The sequence below is a fragment of the Shewanella putrefaciens genome (genome assembly GCF_016406305.1).
Classification (GTDB): domain Bacteria; phylum Pseudomonadota; class Gammaproteobacteria; order Enterobacterales; family Shewanellaceae; genus Shewanella; species Shewanella putrefaciens_C.
On record NZ_CP066369.1, the window covers coordinates 926,279 to 947,046 of the forward strand.

23 protein-coding genes are annotated in these 20,768 nt (G+C 46.8%); 8 read left to right on the top strand and 15 right to left on the bottom strand.

Features of this window, described 5'->3' with window-relative positions:
* Positions 1 to 54: 54 nt before the first annotated feature.
* From ahpC to JFT56_RS04045, 3 genes are all read right to left on the bottom strand, one after another.
* Complete coding sequence (gene ahpC / locus JFT56_RS04035) at positions 55 to 624, bottom strand: alkyl hydroperoxide reductase subunit C (RefSeq protein ID WP_011790538.1); 570 nt, start codon at positions 622 to 624, stop codon at positions 55 to 57.
* Positions 625 to 983: 359 nt separating this feature from the next.
* Positions 984 to 2,516, bottom strand: coding sequence for a leucyl aminopeptidase (locus tag JFT56_RS04040; protein ID WP_198782429.1), 1,533 nt, complete (start codon positions 2,514 to 2,516; stop codon positions 984 to 986).
* Between the two features lie 89 nt (positions 2,517 to 2,605).
* Positions 2,606 to 3,349 (bottom strand): spermidine synthase, encoded by a 744-nt coding sequence (locus JFT56_RS04045; protein WP_198782430.1) that lies wholly within the window; start codon positions 3,347 to 3,349, stop codon positions 2,606 to 2,608.
* Between the two features lie 103 nt (positions 3,350 to 3,452).
* Between JFT56_RS04045 and JFT56_RS04050 the strand changes: the two genes are divergently transcribed.
* Entirely contained in the window at positions 3,453 to 3,998 is a 546-nt protein-coding gene (locus JFT56_RS04050; protein ID WP_198782431.1) for a mechanosensitive ion channel family protein, read from the top strand.
* A 126-nt stretch (positions 3,999 to 4,124) separates the two neighbouring features.
* On the top strand, positions 4,125 to 5,099 hold the full coding sequence (locus tag JFT56_RS04055) for a glucosaminidase domain-containing protein (protein ID WP_198782432.1): 975 nt from the start codon (positions 4,125 to 4,127) through the stop codon (positions 5,097 to 5,099).
* Positions 5,100 to 5,182: 83 nt separating this feature from the next.
* On the opposite strand, the gene JFT56_RS04060 is transcribed toward JFT56_RS04055, so the two are convergent.
* The 5 genes from JFT56_RS04060 to fccA all read right to left on the bottom strand — a co-directional run bounded on the left by JFT56_RS04060 (position 5,183) and on the right by fccA (position 10,105).
* Positions 5,183 to 5,758, bottom strand: coding sequence for a hypothetical protein (locus JFT56_RS04060; RefSeq protein ID WP_198782433.1), 576 nt, complete (start codon positions 5,756 to 5,758; stop codon positions 5,183 to 5,185).
* 190 nt (positions 5,759 to 5,948) lie between these two features.
* Complete coding sequence (locus JFT56_RS04065; RefSeq protein WP_366941641.1) at positions 5,949 to 6,161, bottom strand: YgdI/YgdR family lipoprotein; 213 nt, start codon at positions 6,159 to 6,161, stop codon at positions 5,949 to 5,951.
* A 116-nt stretch (positions 6,162 to 6,277) separates the two neighbouring features.
* Complete coding sequence (locus JFT56_RS04070) at positions 6,278 to 7,015, bottom strand: dienelactone hydrolase family protein (RefSeq protein WP_198782434.1); 738 nt, start codon at positions 7,013 to 7,015, stop codon at positions 6,278 to 6,280.
* A 67-nt stretch (positions 7,016 to 7,082) separates the two neighbouring features.
* Positions 7,083 to 8,072: a 2-hydroxyacid dehydrogenase gene (locus tag JFT56_RS04075; protein ID WP_198782435.1), complete on the bottom strand. Its 990-nt coding sequence runs from the start codon at positions 8,070 to 8,072 to the stop codon at positions 7,083 to 7,085.
* Positions 8,073 to 8,314: 242 nt separating this feature from the next.
* Positions 8,315 to 10,105: a fumarate reductase flavoprotein subunit FccA gene (gene fccA / locus JFT56_RS04080; protein WP_198782436.1), complete on the bottom strand. Its 1,791-nt coding sequence runs from the start codon at positions 10,103 to 10,105 to the stop codon at positions 8,315 to 8,317.
* 487 nt (positions 10,106 to 10,592) lie between these two features.
* Here fccA and JFT56_RS04085 point away from each other — a divergent pair, with 487 nt between their 5' ends.
* Genes JFT56_RS04085 through JFT56_RS04095 form a run of 3 tightly spaced genes read left to right on the top strand, consistent with a single transcriptional unit; the run spans position 10,593 to position 11,870 of the window.
* Entirely contained in the window at positions 10,593 to 11,003 is a 411-nt protein-coding gene (locus tag JFT56_RS04085; RefSeq protein ID WP_198782437.1) for a hypothetical protein, read from the top strand.
* Entirely contained in the window at positions 11,003 to 11,527 is a 525-nt protein-coding gene (locus JFT56_RS04090) for a class I SAM-dependent methyltransferase (protein ID WP_198782438.1), read from the top strand. Before JFT56_RS04085 ends, JFT56_RS04090 begins: the two co-directional genes overlap by 1 nt.
* Positions 11,528 to 11,579: 52 nt before the next feature.
* On the top strand, positions 11,580 to 11,870 hold the full coding sequence (locus tag JFT56_RS04095; RefSeq protein ID WP_007645132.1) for a hypothetical protein: 291 nt from the start codon (positions 11,580 to 11,582) through the stop codon (positions 11,868 to 11,870).
* A 71-nt stretch (positions 11,871 to 11,941) separates the two neighbouring features.
* Here the strand turns inward: JFT56_RS04095 and JFT56_RS04100 are convergent, their stop codons facing one another.
* The 3 genes from JFT56_RS04100 to JFT56_RS04110 all read right to left on the bottom strand — a co-directional run bounded on the left by JFT56_RS04100 (position 11,942) and on the right by JFT56_RS04110 (position 14,297).
* On the bottom strand, positions 11,942 to 12,127 hold the full coding sequence (locus JFT56_RS04100) for a cytoplasmic protein (RefSeq protein ID WP_198782439.1): 186 nt from the start codon (positions 12,125 to 12,127) through the stop codon (positions 11,942 to 11,944).
* A 92-nt stretch (positions 12,128 to 12,219) separates the two neighbouring features.
* The gene (locus JFT56_RS04105; RefSeq protein ID WP_198782440.1) at positions 12,220 to 13,653 is read right to left on the bottom strand and encodes a cytochrome C biosynthesis protein; all 1,434 of its coding nucleotides are present in this window, start codon (positions 13,651 to 13,653) and stop codon (positions 12,220 to 12,222) included.
* Positions 13,654 to 13,871: 218 nt separating this feature from the next.
* Entirely contained in the window at positions 13,872 to 14,297 is a 426-nt protein-coding gene (locus JFT56_RS04110) for an organic hydroperoxide resistance protein (RefSeq protein WP_198782441.1), read from the bottom strand.
* Between the two features lie 137 nt (positions 14,298 to 14,434).
* Here JFT56_RS04110 and JFT56_RS04115 point away from each other — a divergent pair, with 137 nt between their 5' ends.
* From JFT56_RS04115 to rlmC, 3 genes are all read left to right on the top strand, one after another.
* Entirely contained in the window at positions 14,435 to 14,932 is a 498-nt protein-coding gene (locus JFT56_RS04115) for a MarR family winged helix-turn-helix transcriptional regulator (RefSeq protein WP_198782442.1), read from the top strand.
* 135 nt (positions 14,933 to 15,067) lie between these two features.
* A complete protein-coding gene (locus JFT56_RS04120) occupies positions 15,068 to 16,243 on the top strand; it encodes a glycerol-3-phosphate dehydrogenase/oxidase (protein ID WP_198782443.1) in 1,176 nt (391 codons plus the stop codon).
* A gap of 111 nt (positions 16,244 to 16,354) precedes the next feature.
* Entirely contained in the window at positions 16,355 to 17,524 is a 1,170-nt protein-coding gene (gene rlmC, locus JFT56_RS04125; RefSeq protein ID WP_198782444.1) for a 23S rRNA (uracil(747)-C(5))-methyltransferase RlmC, read from the top strand.
* A gap of 10 nt (positions 17,525 to 17,534) precedes the next feature.
* Here the strand turns inward: rlmC and JFT56_RS04130 are convergent, their stop codons facing one another.
* Genes JFT56_RS04130 through JFT56_RS04145 form a run of 4 tightly spaced genes read right to left on the bottom strand, consistent with a single transcriptional unit; the run spans position 17,535 to position 20,716 of the window.
* A complete protein-coding gene (locus tag JFT56_RS04130) occupies positions 17,535 to 18,755 on the bottom strand; it encodes a sensor histidine kinase (RefSeq protein ID WP_198782445.1) in 1,221 nt (406 codons plus the stop codon).
* 5 nt (positions 18,756 to 18,760) lie between these two features.
* Positions 18,761 to 19,468, bottom strand: a complete 708-nt coding sequence (locus tag JFT56_RS04135) for a response regulator transcription factor (RefSeq protein WP_233095566.1) — start codon at positions 19,466 to 19,468, stop codon at positions 18,761 to 18,763.
* 11 nt (positions 19,469 to 19,479) lie between these two features.
* The gene (locus JFT56_RS04140) at positions 19,480 to 19,887 is read right to left on the bottom strand and encodes a DUF3019 domain-containing protein (protein WP_198782447.1); all 408 of its coding nucleotides are present in this window, start codon (positions 19,885 to 19,887) and stop codon (positions 19,480 to 19,482) included.
* Positions 19,877 to 20,716, bottom strand: coding sequence for a MipA/OmpV family protein (locus JFT56_RS04145; RefSeq protein WP_233095567.1), 840 nt, complete (start codon positions 20,714 to 20,716; stop codon positions 19,877 to 19,879). Before JFT56_RS04145 ends, JFT56_RS04140 begins: the two co-directional genes overlap by 11 nt.
* Positions 20,717 to 20,768: the final 52 nt, after the last annotated feature.

Sequence of the window (20,768 nt, forward strand, 5' to 3'; positions counted from 1 at the left end):
AATCTGACTCTTGCAGGGGGAGAATCAGATTGGCGGGTTGACCTTTAGGCGAGATTAGATTTTGCCAACGAGGTCTAAAGACGGTGCTAAAGTTTCGTCACCTGGTTGCCATTTTGCTGGGCAAACTTCACCGTCGTGAGTCGCAACATATTGGGCCGCTTGGATTTTACGAACCAGTTCCTGTGCGCTACGGCCGATGCCGAGGTCATGGATTTCAGCTACTTTGATTTGGCCTTCTGGGTTAATCACAAAAGTACCACGCAATGCTAAACCGTCTTCTTCAATCATCACGCCGAAGTTACGGCTGATAGTGCCTGTTGGGTCAGCCAGCATTGGGAAGTTGATCTTCTTAATGGTGTCTGAGGTGTCATGCCACGCTTTGTGAGTAAAATGTGTGTCAGTTGATACTGAGTAAACTTCAACACCCATGCCTTGCAGTTTTTCATAGTGATCAGCCATGTCGCCTAATTCAGTTGGGCAAACAAAGGTAAAATCTGCTGGGTAGAAGAACACAACTGACCATTTACCTAACAGGTCTTGTTCTGTTACTGGAACGAACTCACCATTGTGATAGGCAGTGGCTTTGAATGGTTTGATTGTGCTGTTGATAATTGATTGAGTCATTTTATGCTTCCATTTAGTTGATGATGGCTTAAGTTCATAACGAGGACGTTTACTTGCGTCCTGTCGATGTGAAGCATATTACCGACTCGCATAAAATTAATATAACGGATAAAAACTATCATCCTAATCGGTTTAATCGAATGCTGATGCGATTAGGTCGGACTCAATCGGTTTTTCCACGGCAGCTGCGGGTTTGGTGTGATTGGAATTGGGTCTGGGTTGTAGGCGATGACTTTTCTATAAATGGATTGGGCTAAATTTCAGGCATAAAAAAGGGATATCAGTGATATCCCTTAAAATATAAACTCAATTAAAACAAGATGCTGAGGTTCTAGGTTCTAGGTTCTAGGTTCTAGGTTCTAGTTCTGTGCTTTGGGTTGAGTTAACCAAGTGCTGAGTAAGCGCACGCCATAACCCGTGGCGCCCGCAGGTACAACAGCGGTATCGGTTGCGGTCAAGGCATTACCGGCGATATCTAGGTGGGCCCAGGGCTGTTCACCGGCAAAGCGCTTTAAAAACATCGCCGCAGAGGACGCGCCCGCGCTTCCTTCTTTACCCGTATTTTTCAGATCGGCAATAGTGGATTTTAGTTCATCGCCGTAGGCTTGATCTAAAGGCAGGCGCCAGACCTTTTCACCCACCTGTTGCCCCGCATAGGTTAACTGTTGCACTAAAGCCTCTGAGTCGGTAAACAATCCCGCGTACACACTGCCAAGCGCCCCGACCTTTGAACCGGTTAAGGTCGCTACATCGACAATAATAGAAGGCTTATAGTTTTCTCTGGCGTACCAAAGGCCATCGGCGAGCACTAAGCGGCCTTCGGCATCGGTATTGAGCACTTCAACTGTGAGCCCTTGGGCGGTTTTAATCACATCACCAGGGATCATTGCATGACCTGATACCATGTTCTCCGCCATTGGCATAATTGCTACTACGTTGACTGGCGCTTTTTGAATCGCCATGGCTTTTACTGTGCCGAGTACTGTGGCAGCGCCAGCCATATCTGACTTCATCCGTGCGATAGAAGTACCGGTCGCCTTAATGTTATAACCGCCAGAGTCGAAGGTTATGCCTTTACCCACCAAGGCGATAGGCGCGTCTTTACTGCCCGGCCAATGGGCAACCACTAATTTAGGTTGGCGTTCGCTGCCTTTACCGACTGCTGCTAAGGCGCCCAGTTGTAAACGTTCGATATCTTTGGCTTCTAATACCGTGACTTTAACGCCGAGGGATTTAAGTTTTCTCGCCTCATTGGCAAAGGTCTCGGGATACATAATGCCAGCGGGGGCATTGGTCAGATCCCGCGCTAAAAACACACCTGCTTCAACCGCTTGCAGATTTTTATGGTGTTTTTGGTTAAGACTCAAATCGTCAACGCCCATCTGATAGTTTTTCTCGGCGCGATCGTTGGCCTTAAATTGGGTGTAGCGGTAACTGCGTAGCTCAATACCGTGGGCCAATTCTGCTGCAAATAGGGGCGTCGTTAAGCCTTGGGTTAGCACTCTGACTGTGGCTTGCGGCACAGTTTCTAGCTTGGCGGCAATGTTACCGCCTAGGGTATTGATATCGCCAGGGGTTAAATTTTTAGCATCGCCAATACCGACCAAGAGCACTCGCTTAGCATCGATTTCGCTCGGCACTAAAATCTCAAGGATTTCACCTTGTTTGCCGGAAAAACTGTTATCCGCCACGGCGAGATTTAGTTGATCTTGGGTCGATTGGGGTAAAACGTCGATCCCATAGGTAGTGGCATCTGCGCTTTGAAACAGCACTAATGTGTCTGAATTGAGTGAGTTACGAGTGTCAAAACTAAAGGTTTCGGCGTTAGCATTGAGAGAGTTAAGGCACGCCAGAGCCATAACGCTTAACATAAATTGGTGCTTATTTTTCATTGTGACGACTCATATCATAGGAATTTGTGAAGAATAACAAAGCTCAGCCTTAGGGTTAACTAATTTAAGCCATTTGACTGAGATTAATCTTAAATCCAAGGTCCAAAGCGCGTCAGCGATCGCTCAAGGGCAAAGTCCAATTGTTGCGATAGGGATTGCGCATTATTTTTCAGTGCCGAAGTGCCTAATAATTGAGGGGATTGGCTGGCAAAAATCACCCAATTACCACCGCCGGTAAGGCAAGCATTCACATGGGCAAAATGTTGACCTAGATCGGCTAGTAATTGTCGATTTTGGCTATGCTCTTTCCAGCAATTAAGCACTAAATAACCGTTCGGTTTAATGAGATTGGTGCACTGCTCAAGGAATACTGGTGCAAGCTGGCCGGTTTCAACTCCCTTAGCGGTATAGATATCGGCAAATATCACATCGACTTTTTTATGCTCGCCAGTGGCCAAGAAGCTAATGGCATCATCATTGATTAGATTGAGCTTTTTACCCATAGGCAATTGAAAATAACGCTTTGCCAGTTCGATCACCGCTGGCCTAAGCTCGACTGCCGTGAGTTTGATAGCCGCATCAAAATGGCGCAGGGCATGGATAATCGCACCGCCCCCTAAGCCGAGCACAATCGCACTCTTAGGTTTACAAAAAAGTAGAACTAATAACATGGCCTGCACATAAGTGTGCTGGGGAATATGGGGAGCGGCCTTAAGAATTTTACTCTGTTCATCATTATCCCCAAATGACAGGATCCGTGAGTCGTCGTAGTCGAGCACGCGAATGGGACCAAGCGCATCTTGGGTTTCGTATAACAGGGTAGAATCGGTCATAGTGTGTGGTTACTCGGTTTTGTTGTTTCGCTCATTTGCGGCCCTATAACTGCTCGCGCAAAAAAGTTAGAATTCAGACGGTTTCGTAAATTGAGTGGCTATTATGACAAATCAAATCCTGCTTGCCTGTATTTATCTTGCAGTGTTTATCTTTTTACAGCGGGCTTTAACCCATTGGGTGAGAAAACTCGCATTAATGAAGCAGGTGAGTGCGGCGCGCACTAGTTTAGTCACTCGTTTTATCTCCTATGTGATGTTTTTTATTACGCTGTCATTGATGGCCGTGTCCCTTGGACTGGGTTATCAGGATGTGTCGTTATTCGTGTCGTCGGCCTTTGCCGTGATGGGGGTTGCCTTAGTTGCGCAGTGGTCGATTTTGAGTAATTTAACCGCAGGCGTGTTGATCTTTTTCGTGTTTCCCTATCGCATCGGTGAACGTATTCGCGTGGTCGATAAGGATGAAGATATTAGCGGCGTGATCATCGAAATCGCTTTATTCCATGTGCTTATCCACCGGGATAATGGCGATACTATCACTTACCCCAATAATCTCATGCTGCAAAAGGCAGTGTTAAAGCTCGCTGATCAGAGTCCACTTGCCGAGCGTAGGGCTTTACAGGATGGCAAAAAGAAGTTTGACCCAGAGTAATCGAAGTTATTTTCTAAGGGCTCTTTGCGAGGCTGTGCATTACCCATAACGGCAAATGTGATAAGCCGCTTTTATTCTCAAGATGAGAACTTATACTCTGTATAGGTTTATGACTGGACACACAATATGATGCGCAATGCAACTTGGCAATTAAAAGCCTTAGTGGTCACGATTGTACTTCTCGTGGTGGCTCTGGCTGTGGGTTTGCTGACGGATATAGACAAGACTCCCCCAGTGGGCGAGTCAACTAAGACGCAACCAAAGCCAAGTTCTACAGCGGTGCAAAATGTCTATATTGACTCGTTAGATGACATTAAAACCCTGTTTGATTCGCTTAAATACAATACGCAAAGCTGGAATGAAGGTAACCGAGAGGTGCCTAGATTAACCTTTCAAACTGTGACAGAGCGCTGGCAAAAAACCGCTCACCAAATTCCCGTACGCGAGAAGAAAATGATTTTCTTCCGTTTAATGGCGCCACTCATTCTTATCGCCAATGAGAACATTCTGCTTGAACGGCAACAGATTGCGGATTTAGCGCTCGATGATCCTGCCTTATTATCCCTAGGGCAAAAATACGGCATAGTTGAACAAACCGATACAAAAGTCACCGAGCAGCAAAGACAAGAACTTTTGCTAGAGGTGGATATTATGCCGCCCTCACTGGTGTTAGCCCAGGCTGCCGAAGAAAGTGGCTGGGCCACTTCGCGTTTTACCGTCGAGGGTAATGCGTATTTCGGTCAATGGGATTTTAGTGGTAAAGGGATGAAACCCAGACAACAGCGCAAAGAACTAGGTAATTATGGGGTGGCACAATTTGATACGCCACTAGAGTCGGTTGAGGGATATTTACTCAATTTAAACACCTCAAATGCCTATCAAGAATTACGCACGCTGAGGGCAAAATTGCGCCAGCAAAACAAACCTATTACCGGGCTTGAACTTGCCACTACACTCCATAAATACTCTGAGCGCGGCCAAGCCTATGTCGACGCTATCAGTGAAATGATCCGCTATAACGGGTTGCAACAGGTCGATGAAGCCTATTTGGCGGACACTGCTCCTCTGCATCTGATTGCAAAAGAGGAAGTGACTCAGTAGGTGGCACAGTCAATATCAATAAAAAGCCCGTTGATGTAACGGGCTTTTATGTATAGGGATTTTGCGGCTTGCGATAACTTACATCAATTTTCAATCACATCATCCGTAAAATCGGTTGGCCAGTATTTGTATCCTTGTACTGTTGCCTGGGCTGCGGCGCCCATTAAATTAACTTGATAGGTTTTTACGCCTTCAATATCAACAGATTGGTTAGCAGATGCTTGCTCGCCTTTCTCTTCATATTTCGCGCTGGCCTCAGCTTGTGCTTGGCCTTCAAACCCAGCATCCTTAAATCGTTGGACCGCAGCCGCGTTCATAAAGGCCTGTACAAAAGCGACTTGCTTCCAGCCAACACCCGCTCCAACACCACCCGTTGCGAAACGATAGTAACTGCTTTTACCCCGTTCAGTTAATACACAAACGCCTCCCCCCGTCGATAGGGCAAAGAGATAGGTGTTATTTCCGGTACAAACCACATGGCCAACTGAGCTAGCTACCGCCGATTTGGCTTCAGGGTGTTCTTTATAAATTTCTTGCAGCGCGTTTTGCGTTTCTTTGCGAGCATTGGCTTTTTTCGCTTCGGGCGAATCACCCGTCGCGCAGCCTACTAGTAACACTGGCAAGATCATTAATGCCATATGCCAATTTTTGTTTACCATTATATGTCCTCTTTATTTGCTCTGCGTGCACCCTAGGCGTTTCAATTGGATGATGCAGTTTTTTATTATGTCCTTGAATTATCTCAAATGATAAGGGCCACCATAGGAGCGGCCCTCTCTTTTGCGCGCAATGTTATAGCTATCATTGTCTATTTGAGAGTTATAGATAGTTAAGACGTAATAAAATAGGTTATCGCTCAATAATTTGAGTAACATCGTCTTGCTTGATCATCACTTCACGACCTTCTTCATCGTGATATATATACATGCCAGTATCTTTATCCAGCTTAGGTTTACTGTCAGTAGTGATCATTTTTCCATCCTTAGTGCTCATAATGTATTGTGAACTGCAGGCTACAAGTCCCAACACACAAGCTAGGATCAATATGGCTTTATTCATCATTTCCCTCTCTTAGCCTCATTCTCACCGCGAGAATGCTCAGATAAGCCTAGTTCACTTAGATTGACTTGGGCAAGGTGATGGATGTTTTTGTTTTGCTCAAGTTTTATTCACTATCGCTATCGCAATACTTTGTGGAAAAATGCCACCGCCTGCAGATACATTTGCAGTGCGAGTGCGGGGTCAAAGCGTTCACCTTCATCGCGCATAAAGGCGTGCTGGGCATTGAGTTCGAGCCAAGTGAAGTTTCGGTTTTTAGCCATCAATTGTTGGTGAATTAACACTCGGCCTTCGGGGGATACGTGGGGGTCTTGCTTGCCAAACACTAGCACTAATTCCCCTTGAATATCACCACTGCGGCTTAATGAATCATTGCCGTAGTTGCAGGGCAAAGTATTGGAATGAATGTCCGTTGGGTAGAGGCAAAATGCTCCGAGAATCGAGGGGTTGAGTGCTGCACGGTAGGCTAAGTGGCCACCGATACATACGCCCATGCTGCCTACTTTGCCGCTGCAATAGCTTTGCTGATTGGCAAAATCGATAAGCGCTTGGGTGTCGCTATCGTGGTGTTCTAAAGGTTTAGCAAATTTATCGGCATTGCCTTTATCTTTACCCGGATCATCGTAGGCCAGCACTGTGCCTATGGCATTGAGTTCATGGAAGATTTCGGGCACTAATACGGCAAAACCATGGCCAGCTAGAATAGTGGCGGCGCGTGCAATAGGCGCAGTTTGCTGAAATATCTCGGAATAGAAGATGATGAAAGGGAATTGCCCCTGTGCGTCTGGGCGGTAGATATAAGTACGCATTTGCCCTGTGGGCGTAGTGATATCCTGAGATTCTTGTGTGACTAACATAGTAAGATCCCGCTATGAGGCTTCGAAGGTGAAGCCTCACTTTAGCAGTCAGGGATTTATCTGTCAGTTAAAACAGCTCGTTACCCGAAAGCTCGCCGGCACGCAGGGCTTTTAGGTTATTGAGGGTGGTTTTGGCGATGGCGCTCAGGGCTTCTTCGGTGAGGAAGGCTTGATGCCCGGTAAAAATCACATTATGGCAGGCTGATAAACGGCGGAATACATCGTCTTGGATGATTTCATTGGATTTATCTTCAAAGAATAGGCCCTTCTCGTTTTCATACACATCGAGGCCTAATGAACCAATTTGGCCCAGTTTTAAGGCTTCCATTGCATCGAAGGCGTTGAGTAAACCACCGCGGCTAGTGTTGATCACCATCACGCCGGGTTTCATCTTGGCGAAGCTTTCTTTATTCAGTAAGTGGTGATTATCGGCGGTTAATGGGCAATGTAAGCTAATGATATCGCTGTTGGCATAGATGGAGTCCAGATCCTGATACTCTACATTTAATGCGACAACCGCTGGGTTGACAAAAGGATCGAAGGCGATGACTTTACAGCCAAAACCCAGTAACACTTTGATAGTGGCTACCCCAATTTTACCTGTGCCAATGACACCAACGGTTTTGCCAAACATATTAAAGCCGACCAAACCTTCGAGGGAGAAGTTAGCATCGCGGGTACGTTGATAGGCTTTATGGATTTTACGATTCAGTGTCAACATTAATGCGACAGTATGTTCGGCCACCGACTCGGGAGAGTAGGCGGGTACGTTGACGACTTGCATGCCTAAGCGTTTTGCGGCGACTAAATCGACATTGTTAAATCCGGCGCAGCGCATGGCGATAATTTTTGTGCCACCCTTGGCAAGTTCGACCAAGACTTCTTCACAGAGGGAATCATTCACAAAGGCGCAGATGATGTCATACCCTTCGGCAAGTTTTACCGTCTGCATGCATAGGCGGTAATCGAAATACTCAATTTGCGCACCAAAAGCGACATTGGTACGGTTAAAATATTCCATGTCATACTGTTTTGCGCTAAAAAATCCAATTCTCATTTCAATCACCTACCAAGTCTATTGATTACTGGCAATGAGTGTAAGTGACTCCGGGCTTTTTGTCCTCTGGCAGTGTGCCTACTGTCATTAAAAGAGTGAGCTTTGTCATCAATTGAGCATAAAAAAAGCGAGCCCCTGACGGCTCGCTTATCTGTGTATCTCAGTTGCTTAAGTATAAGCAAGGGTTCTCATAGGTCGTGCTATAGGAACCAAGGGTAAATCCTTTTACCCCGTTCGGTTTACTAGTGATCTTTAGCGTATTTAGCAGCAGAAGCACCCGCGATACGGCCGTAGGTCACGATATCGGAGATAGCGTTGCCCCCTAAACGGTTAGCACCGTGAACACCACCAGTCACTTCACCTGCGGCATATAAGCCTTCGATTGGTTTACCGGTTTTTTCGCTCTTCACTTCGGCCTTAGTATCAATCACAACACCACCCATAGTGTGGTGAACGGCTGGTGCGATTTCTAAAGCGTAGAAAGGCGCTGTGGCTAATTCACGTGGTAAGTCAGGGCGTTCAAATTGAGCATCTTTACCTGATTTCACGAAGCCATTGTATGCTGTCACTGTTTTCGCCAGTTCAGCAGCTGGAATATCTAACTGTTTAGCGAGATCTTCAATGGTTTTGCCTTCTTTCACTATGTTTAAGTGCACATAGCCTTCGATGGCTTTTAAGCTCTTACGGATTGAGTCATCGAATACGAGGTAAGCACTCTCACCTTTTTGCTGAAGGATTGCCGCAGACGCTTTATCACGGGTGGTGATTTCGTTCATAAAGCGGTTACCATCACGGTTTACCACGATTGCGCCGTTACCACGTACCGCTTCGGTGATCATCACGCCACCGGCTGGAGAGTAGGTTGGGTGAGCTTGGATGTATTCTAAGTCACGGGTTGCCGCGCCAGCTTGTAGCGCTACGTCTAAGCCATCACCGGTTGCACCTGGGTGGTTAGTCGCTTTAAAGCCTTTTAACTTAGGATCGTATTTAGCAACACGGTCGTTGTTTTTCGCAAAGCCACCGGCGGCAATCACAACGGCATCCGCTTTGATCACGTAGTAGCCAGTGTATTCACCTTTTACTAATACGCCGGTAATTTTACCGCTCGCATCTTCAAGGATACGTACTACACGGCTATTTAAACGGATATCAGTACCGCGTTTAACTGCGTTGTCCCATAGCACTTGTGCTACGTGGGCACCGACACCAGCACCACCCGTTGGACGGTGACTACGGTTCACACTTGCGCCGCCCATACGACCAACGTCGGTCATATCGGCACCCATAGAGGTTAACCAATCGATAGAGTCGGAAGAGTTATTCGCTAAGGTTTTAACCAGTTCAGGATCGTTAATATTACGGCCACCTTTCATGGTGTCGTCGATCATGATTTGTTTCTTGTCTTCGATACCTAACTTAGCCTGTGGCTTAGTTTCTGCGGCGTTCATACCGCCAGCAGCTAACTTAGTGTTACCGCCTGGGATAGGTTCTTTTTCAAGTAGAATGACTTTTGCGCCCGCATCACGGGCCGATACTGCGGCCGCAAGTCCTGCGCCACCTGAACCGATAATCACTACATCAGTGGTTTCTTTTACGCCAGCGGCGATGGCTTTATCTTGAGCAGCTTTGTCCGCATCGACAGGAACAAACTTACGTTCCCACTTACCACCAAATGGCATATCGAAGCCGAAGCTATGGCAAGCATCACAGTAGGTTACGGATTTTTCGTGGCCTTTGTGACAGCTAGTACAGGCAATCTCACCGATCAAGTGAGATTTATGGGGTGATACTTTATCTTTAGGCGCCGCAGCGGCCATTTCTTTTAAATCGCCGTGACAGCTAACACATTGGGCATTTTCATGGGTTAGGTTGTCGTTGCTGACGCCACCTTTGTCTGAAACGTGGCAGCTATCGCAGCTACCCATTTCACCGTGAAAATCGGCTAGTACTTCTGGGGCCGCATAGGCTGTACCTGCCATAGCGCCAGAGATCAGCATGGCTAGTGCTGTTTTTTGAATCTTTCTTGTGAACATGATAGTTCCTCCGCCGTACATTCATCTACTTAATAAGGGGTATTTTTTATGGCGTGATAATTATAATTTACGTGACTCACGCGCTTTAGAGCATTCTCCATCAATAAAGTTAGCACTATCTAAAGAGGTATATGTGTATTTAGGTCACATAACGAATGTTGCCGTATAAATAACATATTAAAAATGTGCCATATGACGGAAAAGATTGGCGAAATTGAGTATAGTCACTTATGGAGTACGGTATAACTTGTGCGAGTTAACATATTTGTTTGGCGGGGACTCAATAATTCAATTATAAATTGATTTAGAGCTCGGTAAGTGTATTCTAATTTTGTATGTGCATGTTTTTATTTGGTTATTTTTATTAGATTAATAATGGGTAACCGTTAAGTATTCTGTATATAATCATTATTTTCCAGAATACTTATCGATTAATTATTATTATTTTTCTAAAATGTTATTGGTATTGTTTTTTAAGGTTAAATTGATGCGCGAAGAGCATATATCGGAAAAACGATTTTGGGTACAGCGACTGAGTAAAACGATACTAAGGGCATTACATATATTGGGTGTCGTCGGCGCCGGAGGTGGGATATTACTGACCGCCGATAAAAGCCTGTGGCTAAATTATTGGTACCTCGCTATGGCCAGCGGCAGCATATTAATGTTGTGGGAAGTTGTGCGGGATTGGCGTTGGCTTATCCAGCTTAAGGGCGTGTTAACCGTAGTAAAATTAGGCTTACTCTGCCTGTTTATCCCTCTGGCAAGTTATAAGCCTGAGTTACTCGTGCTGATCATCTTGTTATCCGTGTTGGTGTCCCACGGCCCATCGGCCCTAAGGCATTACTCTATTGTGCATCGCCGACAAATTAACACTAGGAAGGAAATTAAAGGTTGATGGACCATTCAACGCTTTTAGCGCCCGCGGCCATATTGACTCAATTCCCTTGGCCAAAATTGACCGGCTTAAAGGTGTTGGATTTAGCCTGTGGCTCTGGTCGTAATGGCCTGTGGTTTTTAGCGCAGGGGGCGACGGTGACATTTATCGACCAAGATTTGACCCCGCTCTCTTCCCTCAAGCATCCTAATGCACACCTATTACAGCGGGATCTTGAAGATGGCAGCGCCGAGGCTTTAGCCACTGAAGCCTTCGATATAGTGCTAGTGTTTAACTATCTGCATCGACCATTAATGCCGCAGGTCGCCGCGAGTGTGAAGCCTGGTGGAATTGTCGTCTATGAAACCTTTACTTGGCAGCAAGCTGAAATAGGTCGGCCACGTAACCCTGATTTCTTACTCGCTGAAAATGAACTCAAATCAGCATTTGCTAACTGGCAACCTTTGCATTACTTTGAGGGACTATTGAGCGATCTACTCACGGGACATGCGAGCTTTAAAGCCCAGCTTATCGCCCAAAAATAAGGGATCGCCCGCCTACATTTACCGTCATAGATGCAGAGTTAGAGGTCATTGGATGTTTCCCTATCCAGAGCAGTACCGCATTGCAACGCCACCCTTAACCACAGCGATTATGGTGGGATGGGCGCTGCTGAGTCATAGCCTGTTTGCGGACGCGAGCCCAGTGGCTTTATATCCGCTGCTGGCACTTTTTCCCCTAGTGATTGGACTGCATCTGTATTTGATATGGTTAGCGAAGGGGATGGGGCGGCTCGATCAGTGTTTTTATGCTTTAGTCCACATTCCATTGGCGTTTGTGGTTTGGACCTTCACAATCATGCATGTGAATGGCAACGCATTTTCTTAAAATCGCAAAAGCGAAATAAAAAAGCGCCCAATAATCATTGGGCGCTTTTTTTATGGAACTTTGACTTTGGATCAGGCCGTAGTGTTGATATTGTGGCCCGAATTTCCAATAGGCTTTGGCGCTGCAGCAGCAATTAAATCTACCGCGATTTGGCCTTCAGCTTTTTGCTGCTCTTTGGCTAATTGGGCGACCTTAACGCCAACGGCACCATTTTCTAAATTGGGCGTGACAGCTTGGGTATTAAGTGAAATTGACATAACTAACCTCGATAGTAAGCAGGACCCTTTTATCGGCAAGCTCAAGATTTACTTTAGTCGTTAATCTTGAGTTTGCCAATCGAGCACTTTGTTTACTGATTTGCCTTGGCTGAAAGGAGCTTTCGGCCGAGTACGATTACGGCAGTAATTCCCAGTGATCCTAAGATTAAGCCCAGTGCCAGAGCCACGTTTTGCAGTGCGGTTGGATCAATCACTAAGGCGATACCCATACCGAACATCATCACCCCCGACATCAGTTTCAGCGCCTGACCTTCCTTCTCGGTCAATTTACGTTTACCTAGGGTCGCGCTGAAGACAATCACAATAATCGCCAGTGGGATAACATAGACAATATTGTATAAAACCAGATACATATAACGCTCTATATCCGGTAGATTGTGCATAGACAATACGCTTGTGTAGATCATGGGGAAGCCAGCGGTGCACAATAACTCATAGGCATTGGCGAGTATGGCTAATACGGTAGAGCCAAGGATTAAGGCGCCTAAACTGCTGGAGTTGGACAGTTTCCCCATACGTTTTATCAGGCTTGTGCGGTTTTCTGCCGACATGGACAGGGTTACTTCACCCTTAGTGAAAAAGTAATCCTTCACATTAATCACCCCTGCGATCAGCGCTAAAATCCCCGCCGCTAGGATAATCATACCGCCGTCACTCCCTGCGCCTAACAGCTTAAAGATATTGAGCCAGGCCGTCATAAACAGGAAGTAAATCAAGCCGGAGAAAAACACGAAGATCCCGCCAACCAGTAGCATGCGTCCACGGCTCTTGGCGTTGACCATAATTGACAATAAAAACAGCAACACGAAGAAGGCGCAGGGATTAAAGGCATCCACACCCGCGAGCACTAAGGTCAACAGTGGCAGAGACATAGTCTCAGGTGTCACCACCCCCACTAATGGTAGCTCTACGGGTTGAACTTCGGCTTGCTCAGTCCCCGTTAAGCTGGTGGCATCACAGGTGCCTTCCCCTGAATCACTGCTACAGGTGCCAAAGAGCGGTGCATCCGTGGACGTGCTGGTTGTAGTGCTTGCGACGCCTTTTGTTGGCATATCCGCTTGTGCTAACTGTCCACCAAGGGATAAGTAACAGTTTTTCAAACGATTAACTAGAAACTCGCCTGTAACTGCCTCGCTGGAATAGCCAACAACGGCCTTTTCACAGCTTGCCATAAAGGGAACTGAGCGGGCCTCAGTCGCGGTTTTAGCGGCGATATTTTGCCAAATTTCCTGCACACCCGGTGCAGACACCATATGGGATTCGAGTTCTATCCAAGGGTATTTTTGTGGCAAGGAATCGATAAAGGGGTGAGCCTCGGCACAATGTGGGCAGGTTTTAGACCAAAAGAAATAGAGTTTGATCTTAAGTTCACCCTGGGCATTCACATAATGCCAAGTGGTATCGGTCGTGCTTGGCGCCTCGACATTGGCCCAGCTCGGGCTAATACACAGTAGCGCCAACATTAAGGAATAGAGAAAAGCGTATTTCGATAGGTATTTTGTCATAGCGCCTCCCACAAGTGTGGGGTTAATGGTTTAAAACGATTCTTTGACTATTACTCTACTGAATTCAATCCCTTTGATTAAATTTAGCATTAAGAAGTGTTAGTTAACTCGCTATTAGCGTTTTTTTGGGAAGTGAGGCAGGTTTATTTTAAGGGGGATTAGAGGCCAGCAACGAAAAAAGCACCCTAGGGTGCTTTAAAAATACTCGTTTGATAGCGTTAGCTTAATGCGACGCCATTAACGCTTAGCTTCACATCTATGTTGTTGCGGGTGGCGTTGGAATAAGGACATACTTGATGCGCATGGCGCACTAAGGCTTCGGCCTCGGCTTGGGGGAGATCGAGGCTGGTTTCTAAGGCGACGGTCAATGCAAATCCTCCCGCCTCATTGGCACCTATACCAACCACTGCGCTGACGGGGGCTTCAGTCAATGCGACTTTGCCGATTTTAGCCACGTGCAAGATGGCGTTTGAGAAACAAGCGGCATAACCGGCTGCGAACAGCTGTTCAGGGTTAGTCGCAAGTCCGCTGCCACCCATGGCTTTAGGGTAGGCTAGTGCGACATCGAGTAAACCATCATCCGTGCTGACTTGTCCCTGACGTCCCGCTCTTGCCGTTGCTCGTGTTTCATACAGTGTTTTCATACTCATTACCTCAATTGTTTAGGATTAATAGATTTAATTTAAGTTGCGCGCAATTCAATTGTGGTAAACTATAATTCGATCTTTAGTGTGAATGCAAGTATATTGTGCACAATGTATTTAAATTATCGGATCTTCCTATGTCTAAAATTGAAGTCAATAATGGGTTAACTGTCTCCGATGAGATTGAAAACCCGAACTTAGACAATGCCTTATGTTTAGAGCAACAGGTGTGTTTCTCTCTCTACAGCACAGCCAATGCCATGGTGCGAGCCTATCGCCCCCTGTTAGATAAGTTGGATCTTACCTATCCACAATATTTAGTGATGCTGGTGTTATGGGAGGAGCAGGGGATCAGCGTTAAAACCCTAGGGGATAAACTATTCCTCGATTCTGGTACTTTGACCCCGCTACTTAAACGCCTAGAATCTAAGGGATTAGTCAGCCGTGGCCGCAGTGAGCAGGATGAACGGGTGCGAGTGCTCGCCTTAACGCCTGCAGGGATCGCCCTTAAATCCCAGGCCAGTGACATTCCCCATTTGATGCGCTGTAAAGTGGGTGGTGAAGTGAATGAGCTTAAGGCATTGAAAGCGATGTGCGATAGGGCGCTTAAACAGTTACATGCTAGCCTTGATTAATAGTTTAAATACCAGTTGCTTTAAGGCTAACGTGTTGACATAGTTGATCTTCATGGGCCTGTAGCCGTATTTTAGGGATAGAATGACTCCGATGGATAAGTTAGCAATGCAAGCGTTATTGCGGGTAAATAAGCCATGGCCTCCTTCGATATAGCCATTATTGGCGGCGGGATCAGCGGTGTGGGGATCGCCCAATATGCGGCGGCGGCGGGCTATTCCACTCTGTTAATTGAAAGAGGGGAAATTGGCGGTCAAACCTCGGCTAATTCCAGCAAACTTATCCATGGTGGCCTGCGTTATTTAGAGACTGGGCAAATTAACCTCGTGCGTAAGTCCCTGCTTGAGCGGCGTAATTTACTCAATCTGGCGCCGACCTTAGTGAAAGCCGTGCCATTTTATATCCCAGTTTACGAGCATAGTCAGCGCAGTCCTTGGACGATACGGGCAGGGCTGAGCCTGTATGCGGTGTTAAGTGAATTCGATCCTTTAGGGCGATTTATTTCAGTGCCAGCGGTCCATTGGCACCGTTTAAAGGGGCTTAAACTTTCGGGATTGAAGGCGGTATTTCAGTATTGGGATGCGCAGACAGACGATAAATTACTGACTCAAGCCGTTGCCCGCAGTGCACAGGCATTAGGGGCTGAAGTTTACGCCGAAGCCGATTTTCTCGGAATGGAGCATCAGTCCCAAGGCTGCGCTGTGAGTTTTCAACATGCGGGTGACGTGCGGCAAGTCGAAGCCAGTCTCGTGATTAATGCGGCTGGGCCTTGGGTGAATGAGGTGATTGCTAAAGTGTCGCCCCCATTGGCGGGAGTTGAACTCGACTGGGTGCAGGGCGCACATTTATTGTTGGATATCCCCGCCCTCGACGGCATCTTGTACTTAGAATCCTGCTTCGATAAACGGGTGATTTTTGTGATGCCCTGGTATGGTCAAACCTTAATAGGCACGACGGAAACGGAGCTGGCATCATTGGATAAACCTCCCGAGGTGACTGAGTCCGAGGTTAACTACCTCCTTGGTATTTATCGGCATTATTTTTCGCTCTCGCCCGAGATTAATGATCTTAAGGCTAAGATAGTTCAGACCTATTGCGGCGTACGAGTCTTACCTAAACAGAGCTCCCAAGCCTTCGATCGGCCGCGGGATATTCTTATGCAGACATCGGTTTCCCATCCGAGGCTGCTGAGTCTATACGGCGGAAAACTCACCACCTTTAGGAGTGCTTCAGCAGAAGTGCTCGAATGGATTGAACAACATCTGGGTAAGCGCCCACCGATTGCCGACGTCGATTCGCTCCCCCTAGGTTGATGGCGCGGTGGCCGTACTTTGAAGTTGTGCCGTTTGGGGCGAGTTCGAGGTGATTTTTCGCCGCAAAAACGCTACAGTATGGCGCTTTTTTACTGATCCCTAGGAATTGTCGTGAGTGCTGCCATAGTGAGTGCCAAAAGCCAATGTAGTTATTTTAATGTAGGCCAATGCCAATCTTGCCTTCATATTCAAGTTCCTATGGCGCAGCAAGTGGCGGCTAAAACCCAAGAATTACAGCAACTCCTCGCGCCATTCGTTTCCGATCCCTTAGATATTTTTCAAGCCCCCATCTTTGGTGATGCCAGTGGTTTTCGTAATAAAGCCAAAATGGTGGCCCTAGGGGCGGCCCACGCCCCAGTGCTTGGGATAGTCAGCCCGAGTGGCGAGGCGGTCAGCCTATGTGACTGCCTGCTATATCCCACTGATATGCAAGCGTTACTTCACCGTCTAGAGCGTTTTGTACAGCAGGCTGGGATCCCGCCTTACCGTGTGGATAAAGCGAAGGGCGAACTTAAATTTATCCTATTGACCCGCAGCCAAGTGCGTGGCGAATATCTGCTGCGCTTCGTGCTGCGATCGCAGGATGCCATCCCCCGTATTGAGCGTGAGCTGGCCGCATTGTTGCTGGAATTTCCACAGATTAAAGTGGTATCGGTCAATATCCAGCCCGTTCATATGGCGATCCTCGAAGGGGATGAAGAGATCTTCTTAACTGAGAATACCCGCCTAGAAGAACTGTTTAACGATGTCCCCCTATTTATTCGGCCTAAGAGTTTTTTCCAGACCAACCCGCAAGTAGCGGCGCAGTTATATCAAACCGCCCGTGAGTGGGTGGCCGAGTTTTCACCTCATTCGTTATGGGATCTCTTCTGTGGTGTGGGCGGTTTCGGACTGCACTGCGCATCCAAAGACATAAAACTCACAGGGATTGAAATCGAAGCCGAAGCGATAGCCTGCGCGCAAATGTCAGCGCACATGATGGGGCTCGAGAACGTGCACTTTATGGCGCTCGATTCCACCGACTTTGCCAAGGGCAAAAGCGCCGCCGACAAGCCGGATTTGATCATAGTGAATCCGCCGCGGCGTGGCATTGGTGAGGCACTTTGCCAGTCCCTAAGCGAGTTTGCCCCAAAGGCGATACTTTATTCCAGCTGTAATCCTAAGACCTTAGCCAAAGATCTCGCGCATATTCAAGGCTATCACTTAACCAAAGTGCAACTGTTCGATTTATTCCCCCACACGGATCATTTCGAGGTCTTGGCTATGTTAGTCAAGGATTGAGGGCACAACCTTAAGGTGTTTTTGTGCTTAGGCTGTCATCCCAAATAATACACAGCGATGCGCCGCCGAGTTTCTCCGAGCGGCTAAGCTCAAGTTTGCCATAGTGCCAAGTGGCGATTTTTTTCACTATATAGAGCCCTAAACCGTAGCCGCTGTTATCGCTTTGCTGGGCGTCACGTTCGAAGGCGGTCATCAATTTTTTGCCTTTGCCCTCAAATCCTGGGCCATCGTCTTCGACACAGAATCGATTTTGTCCCGCCTGCTGTTGAAAACTGACATGGATTTCGCTGCTCGCAAAACGCATGGCATTTTGGATCAGATTCTGGACAGCAATCGTCATGGTGACGGGGTCGAAGTGCGCCTGTTGGCCCTGATGATGAAACACAATATTGAGTTTTGGCTGATAAATCGCATATTTTTGTGCCATTTTGTCCATAAACCCATCGAGGGCGTGTGAGTCTTGGTTGAGGGCTTCTTCCTTGTGTTCTAAACGGGCAAAGGAAAGATAGTTTGCTGCAAGCTGTTCAATATCATCAATATCCTCAGTTAATCGCTGCGCATAATTAGGGTCAATTTGCGGACGAATAATCTCCAGTGCAAAGCGCATGCGGGCGAGTGGGGTGCGTACTTCATGGGAAATAGTGCGGGACAGCTCTTTGTGCATTTGGACAAAATCTACAATTTGATGGCTGACACTGCTAAATACCTTAGCTAAGGGGTAAATCGCCGAGTGCCTGTGGGTCTGCATTGGGAGTTTTTGTGGCGATTTGCCAAAGTGAATGGCGGCTTGTTGTAAATGGTGTAGATCCCGAAATACGGGCCAGATTAACCACAGGGCCACTAGGCTCAATGATGAATAAAAACCAAGTAAAATCAAACTAGTATTTGTTTCCTTCGGTGGCGGTGTCACCACGGGACCAAGGACGAGAATATGGGATTTATCTTTATCTAGGTGGTAGTAATAGAGTTCGTCACCACTGTGGCGTAGGGCAAGGGTTTCTCCCTGTAATAGCAAGGTTTGCAAGTTGTCTGGCAGGGAGAGTGAATCCCTAGCGACCCGTTTGATATTGGTGGGCTTTTGTTCATCATAGGTTTGTAATAGGTCATCAACATCAATTTGATAGCTGTATTTGTCATCGGCAAAATGTTCGGCCAGCTCGCCAAAGCTCCAGATCACTAATCCGCAGGACAGCAGTAAAAAAGCAAACAGGCGATAGAACTGAAATTTCATAGCTGTTACATCCGACGCTGTGGCGGTAAATAGTTAAATAAATATCCCTTTCCATGGATGGTGGTAATGGCTAACCCAGGGACATTGAGCTCATCTAAACGTTTCCGCAAGCGGCTGATTTTAAGATCTATAGCCCTGTCTAAGCCGTCATATTCACGGCCAACATACTGTTCGAATAAAAACTCCCGTGAGAGTACTTTGCCCGCATAGAGGACGAATATCCACAATAGGGAAAACTCCTTAGTAGTGAATGAGATCACTTCATCCCCTAGGTTAACCTGTTGCAGATTGGGATTTAACGCTAGGTCGTGCAGTCTGAGTGAGTCTCGTGTTGTTTTAGGCTGCTGTTTCCTCAGGCTTGTTTTGATCCGCGCGAAGAGAAGTGGCGGCACAACGGGTTTAAGCAGATAGTCACAGGCGCCTAAATCTAAGCCTCGAATTTGATCTAAGTGACTATCGAGGGCGGTGAGAAAAATAATGGGGCAGGGATAACTGGCGGCAAGCTGTGGGAATAGGCTAAAACCATCCTGCCCTGGTAGCATCACATCGCAAAGGATTAAGTCAAAATCATCAGTATCTTGCCGTAACAAAGCATCCTCGGCATTATCGAGGTGAACAAGGTGAAATCCCTGTTGTTCGAGGTAAGTGCAAACGAGCTCCGCGAGGGGGAGGTCGTCTTCGATAAGCAAAAGTTGGGACTGAGAATCTGTCATCCGCGTGCCTGTCATAGTAAGTTCCAGTTAAGTCCTCGACGCCTTCTCGTATTAGCGGGTTCAAATTTTGCCACTTTCACTAGGCCCGAAGTAATAACATTGTTTTTTGGGTCCCTAAGTTCGAATAAGGTATCGTCGGCTAAGGTTAATTGTACTTGGTACTTAAAATGGATCTGGTTTTCAAAACAAGTGAGTGGTATGGGATGTTTTGCTACCCAAATGCAGAGGGATTTTGGTGTATCGGATTGATACTCAATGAGTAAGTCTAAGCGGCAGGCGGGTTTTTCTGCCGTTACCGCGCAGGTATCTGGGGTTAACGTGAGTTCATCGGCCTGTGCAAAGGGGCTTATCAGGGCTGAAATGATAAGGCTAAAGCAAGTGAGCCACAGAATGCAGCGGTAATAACGTCTAAAAGCCATAGCTAATCCCAACAAATCCAGAGATATAGCCATCTTTGTCGATCATAATGCTATCGGTTATACCTTGCCCCAACCAAGTGTATTCAAAAATACCAACAAAATTGACATTCTCCCCTAGGGGGACATTGATCACGGCTTTGGCATAGTAGTTAAACGTGGCCGAAGGATAATAGCGGGGATAAATGGGCCCTCTTTCTTCGGGGGTTAATTGGTAATAGTAGTTAAGGATATTCTGACTCTTACGGACAGTTCCCCCCTGAAACCCCAACACGCCCCATGGGTATTCAAAACTGCGCTTTAGGCGTAGCTGGATTTCATTTCCTTGATGTACCCCACTGATATCATGGAAATAACCTAAGCTGATGTCGGCAAATGGCGTTAGCCAGGTGGCATTGATCCCACCAAGGTAGGAAATATTGCGTTCAATCTCATCGGTTTTGGGCTGTTTAGCGTTAGTGGGGTTTCTGATGGGCGTGAAGCCTAAAAGATCGTTCATAAAGAGCCTATTGAGCCCATCGAACTCGAAGAAAATGCCATCTTCATTGAGCTGTGTCTGTATATCGATCAGCAGACTATCGGATTCATGCAGGCTGTACCCTAAGGTAAAGTTTTCTGCATAAAACCGCTCACCGTAGTAAGACCAAGTGGGCAATACATAGGTTTCAATCGATTTTGCGTGGGCGCGGGGATTTTCTAAACCACCATAACCTAGTGCTAACGCAGCGTGGAATTCGCCTGTTGTGATCATTTCTGAATGTTTAGTTTCGGCAACGGCGAGCGGGGGAAATAGCATGGAAAGGAAAACAATACTGCAAAGAAAGTACTTCATGGAAAGCATCATACATCCAAGTAATGGGATTATTTGAATCTAAACCAATCAC